Here is a 4,395-nt window from a genome sequence, read left to right as displayed (position 1 = left end):
GAGCCATCAACGCTTCACGCACCCAACCCATCGCCTCCGAATCATGCCACGTAACCTCGGAGTGATTCTCGCGCTGCGCCTGATAAACAAAAATGCCACCCGTTTCCCCAGTGGGTCGAACGTTACGTACACCGTCGTGAAGTGGATTCAGCGTCCCTTGAGCAGCAGCGACACCTAGCCCCAGAAACTCCCTCCAGTCCTTCTCGAGGAACACCTCTATATCTAGAGCGTGTCGCATCAAAGAAGATGGATGAACCCTATGATGGTGACTTCCCAAAGATAAAAGGGAGCTTGCGAACCCAGCAATTCGAAATGAAGCTAGAAGGCGTGTCAGGGACGCATTCGAAGCCGAAGCATTTGAAGAGGCGGGGAGGCAAGTTCGGGCCTCTACACAAATCTCTTTGGAGTCATCAGCGCCTCGTCTAGCACACGCTTAGTAGGCTAAATTTTGCGGCTGTTCCGTCACAACGTGATCGCGCCTTCTTCGAACGGCCTCATCTTTAGGAAAGCCCGTGGTGGGCAGTGTCTCTGAAGGATAGAAAGGGAAGGGGCGGCTAGGGTTCTCATGAAACGTTCATTTCGAATTGCTGCATGAAAGATGCTGGCGTTGACAGCGTGGGGGTGCCGCAGTAGAATCGAACCGGTTCAAAAGCTTGTCTCGAGCGGCAAAGGGTGGAAAAGCAGGAAGTTCGTGGGGTTCTACTGGGTCGAACCGGTTTGATTGCCCGTACGGGGAGGGAGCGGTGAGCACTATCCGGGATATTGCCAAACATGCCCGCGGGTCCGTAGCCACCGCCTCTTTGGCCCTCAACGGCGACAGCCGCGTGCGCGAGGCGACCAGAGAGCGGGTGCTCGAGGTGGTCCGGCGGCTCGATTACTACTCCAGCCGCGCCGCGCGGAGCCTGTCGAGCGGCCTCACCTGGTCCATCCACCTCTTGAACCCCTTTAGCGACTCCGCCCTCTCCAGCGGCTTCTTCTCTAGGTTCAGCTACGGCGTCCACGACCTCGCGCGGGAGCAAGGTTACACCGTCGCCTTCTCCGTCTTGGAGGACGAGGCCGAAGCGGAAGCTGTCCTGAAACGCCTCATCTACGAGCGGTGGGCGGACGGCGTCATCCTCCTCAACCCCACCAGCGAACTGGCTCTGCTCGACGTCCTCAGCGCCGCGGCCTTTCCCCACGTGGTGCTGGGCCGGGGCGCCAAGGACACCGCGATGAGCGTCGACAACGACAACAAGCAGGTCGGCTTCGACGCCGCTTGGCACCTGCTCGAGCGGGCGCGCGCGCCCGTGCTCTTCCTGAACGGCCCGGCCCACCATACCTTCACCCATGACCGCGCCCGAGGTTATAGGGCGGCGCTCGAGCAGGCCGGTCTTGAGCCCGATCCGGCGCTCCTGCACTTCCTCGAGGGTACGGCGGACGCTGCCTATACGCGCCTCGGCGAGCTCCTGGACCAGCACCTCGGCTTTCGCGCCCTGATGACCGCCAGCGACGCGCAGGCCGTCGGCACCCTGCGCCTGCTGCGCGAGCGGGGCCTGCGTGTGCCACAGGATGTCGCCCTCATCGGTATGAACAATGACGACCTCACCAGCTTCACCGCGCCCAGCCTGAGCAGCGTCGAGCTGGGGGCGTACGAGCTGGGGCGGCAGTCAGTCGAGCTCTTGCTCACGGCCGTCAGGGAGGGCGCTGAGACCACTGCTCGATGGATCGTGCCGCACCGGCTCGTCGCCCGGGAGTCGAGCTGATGCGCGTTGTTGGCAAGCTGACAAGGCAGCTTCAGACTGGAAGCCGCCCTCAGGAGGAAGCCTTAGTGCCGCAACCCTCGAGCAGACGAAGCTTCACTGCGCACGTCGTTCCACACACCCATTGGGACCGGGAGTGGTACCAGCCCTACCAGGTGTTCCGGGCACGCCTCGTCGAGGTCATCGACAAGGTCCTGGACATCTTGCGTAGCGACAGCGATTACTGCCGCTTTAGCCTCGACGGCCAGGCCATCGTGCTCGAGGACTACCTCGCCGTCCGCCCTGAAAGGGAAGGGGAGATCGCGGAGCACGTCCGCTCCGGCCGGCTCAGGATCGGCCCCTGGTTTGTGCTGGCCGACGAGTTCCTGGTGAGCCCCGAGGCGCTCGTGCGCAACCTGATGCTCGGACGCAAGGTCTGCCGCCGCTTCGGCGAGCCCATGCCGGTCGGCTACAGTCCGGACTCCTTCGGACACATCTCACAACTACCCCTGTTGATGCGCGGCTTCGGCATTGACAACATCGTGTTCGAGCGGGGTGTCGGCGATGAAGGCGAGCGCCTGAGGGGCGAGTTTTCCTGGCTGGCGGCCGATGGCAAGAGCGAGGCCTTCACCGTTCACCTCACCGGCACCTACTCACCCCTGGCGGGCGTCGGCCATCTCGACTGGGAGCTCGGCGACCCCTACGATGCCGACCGGGCGGTGAGGCAAGCCCGGGCGGTACTCTTCGGCACGGACGGCACGGACATCGCCGACCTGCCCGAGTGGTTCAGAGACAGCATCACCAGGCTTGAGGGCGGCGCCACCGCCTACAGCACTGGTGAGGCACTGCTGCTCCTCAACGGTTCCGACCACCTCTTCCCGCAGCGGAACCTGCGGCAGATCCTCGCGGACCTAAGCGCCGGCATTCCCGAGGTGCGTTTCGTCCAGAGCGACCTCGAGGACTTTGTGGAAGCGGCGAGACAATCCTCTCAAACCCTGGCCTCGGACAGTCTGGAAACCCACCAGGGGGAATTTCGCGGCAGCCGTTACCAGCACATCCTGAGCGGGGTCTTGTCGGCGCGGCTCTACCTCAAGAGGGCCAACCACCAGGCCGAGACCCTGCTCGAGCGCTACGCCGAACCGCTGTCCGCGCTGGCCTGGCTGAAAGGTGAGGCTTACCCCCAGGCGCTCCTCTGGCAGGCCTGGCGGCTGCTCCTGGAGAACCACCCGCACGATTCGATCTGCGGCTGCTCGGTTGATGCCGTACACCGCGAGATGATGACGCGCTTCGCGGGCGTCATGCAGCTCGGCGAGCGGCTCAGCGCGCGCGCCCTCGAGCAGCTCGCGGGTACCCCGGGCGAGGAGGTGCTGGTGGTGTTCAACCCGCTTCCTTACGCCTGCCGTGCGGTCGTCGAGCAGAGCCTGGACCTCCCCGCCGGCAAGAGAGACAATCTGCAGGTCCTCGGTGCAGGCGGTGAGGCCCTACCTCTCCAAGCGCAGACCGAAAGGGTGTACGCCCCCGGTCGCTCGGACCTGATGGTCGACAGGGCGACGCTTCACTTCCTGGCCGACCTCCCACCCTTTGGGCTGGCGACGTACACCCTGGGGCAGCGTGCCGGTCATGCGCTCAGCAGCGACCTCCGGGCTTCCGGCCGCAGCCTCGAGAACGCCTTCTTGGGCGTGACGGTTGCCGAGAGCGGGAGCCTCACCCTGACCGATAAGGCCTCGGGGCAGAGCTACCCTCTCGACCTTCGCTTCGAGGACGTAGCCGACGCCGGGGACGAGTACGACTTTTCCCCGATCCCCGGCGACGAGCCCCTGCTCACCCGCGAGCCCGAGAGCGCGCCCACCTTACGTGCCGGCCCGGTCGTCAGCACTCTCGAGCTCGGCTACCGACTCGCGCTGCCTCAACGCCTGTCCCGCGACAGGAAGCGGCGCGAGGGCTCGGTGACGCTGCCGCTTCGCCTCGAGCTGACGCTTCACGCCGCCAGCCCCCTGCTGCGCCTCACCGTCGCCTTCAGCAACCACGCCGAGGACCACCGCCTGCGCTTGCGGCTCGCCAGCGGTTGCCACAGCGACCGGGTGTGGGCGGACGGCCACTTTGACGTGCTCGAGCGCTCCGCTCGTCCCCCGGAAGGCAAGGGCTGGTTCCAGCAACCCCAGCCGACCAACCACCAGCGTCACTTCATCGCAGTGGGTGACGAAACCAGGGGTCTGGCGCTCCTCAACAAGGGCGTGCCTGAGTACGAAGCCATCCCCACGAAAGATGGCCTCGACCTCGCGGTGACGTTAGTCCGCGCCGTCGGCTGGCTGTCCAGGGAGGACCTGCTGTCCCGCCCGCAGGGCGCGGGGCCGAACTTGCCGACGCCGGAGGGCCAGTGCTTGGGCCCGCAGCGCATCGAGCTCGCCCTTTACTCCTTTACGGGACCCTGGTGGGAGACTGGCCTCATCGCGCAGGCGCAGGCGTTCACCGCGCCACCCCGCAGCGCGTTGGCGAGCCAGGCGGGTAGGGTGGCGAGCCTGCTCGAGCTCTCCCCGCCTCTGGTCTTGAGCGCCTTTAAACATGCGGAAGACAGGGATAGTCTTATCGTTCGCTTGTATAACCCCGCTCCAGTGACGGTCGCGGGCGAGCTCAGCTTGAGCGGGTTGCCGCGGGAAATTTACCGTGTTCGCCTTGA

General features: G+C 65.1%; 3 protein-coding genes. 2 read left to right on the top strand and 1 reads right to left on the bottom strand.

All coding sequences use genetic code 11. The features are described 5' to 3' along the window. Nucleotides 1–214 (bottom strand): hypothetical protein (locus M3498_04490; GenBank protein MDQ3458555.1); only part of this gene is annotated, 214 nt, incomplete at its 3' end. A gap of 529 nt (nucleotides 215–743) precedes the next feature. Between M3498_04490 and M3498_04485 the strand changes: the two genes are divergently transcribed. Further along, on the top strand, nucleotides 744–1,742 hold the full coding sequence (locus M3498_04485; GenBank protein MDQ3458554.1) for a LacI family transcriptional regulator: 999 nt from the start codon (nucleotides 744–746) through the stop codon (nucleotides 1,740–1,742). A gap of 152 nt (nucleotides 1,743–1,894) precedes the next feature. Then, nucleotides 1,895–4,395 (top strand): hypothetical protein (locus M3498_04480; GenBank protein MDQ3458553.1); only part of this gene is annotated, 2,501 nt, incomplete at its 3' end.

Source organism: Deinococcota bacterium (assembly GCA_030858465.1).
In the GTDB taxonomy this organism is placed as follows: Bacteria; Deinococcota; Deinococci; order Deinococcales; family Trueperaceae; genus JALZLY01.
The sequence above is the reverse complement of the archived record's forward strand: the minus strand, read 5'-3'. Positions and strand labels throughout refer to the sequence as shown.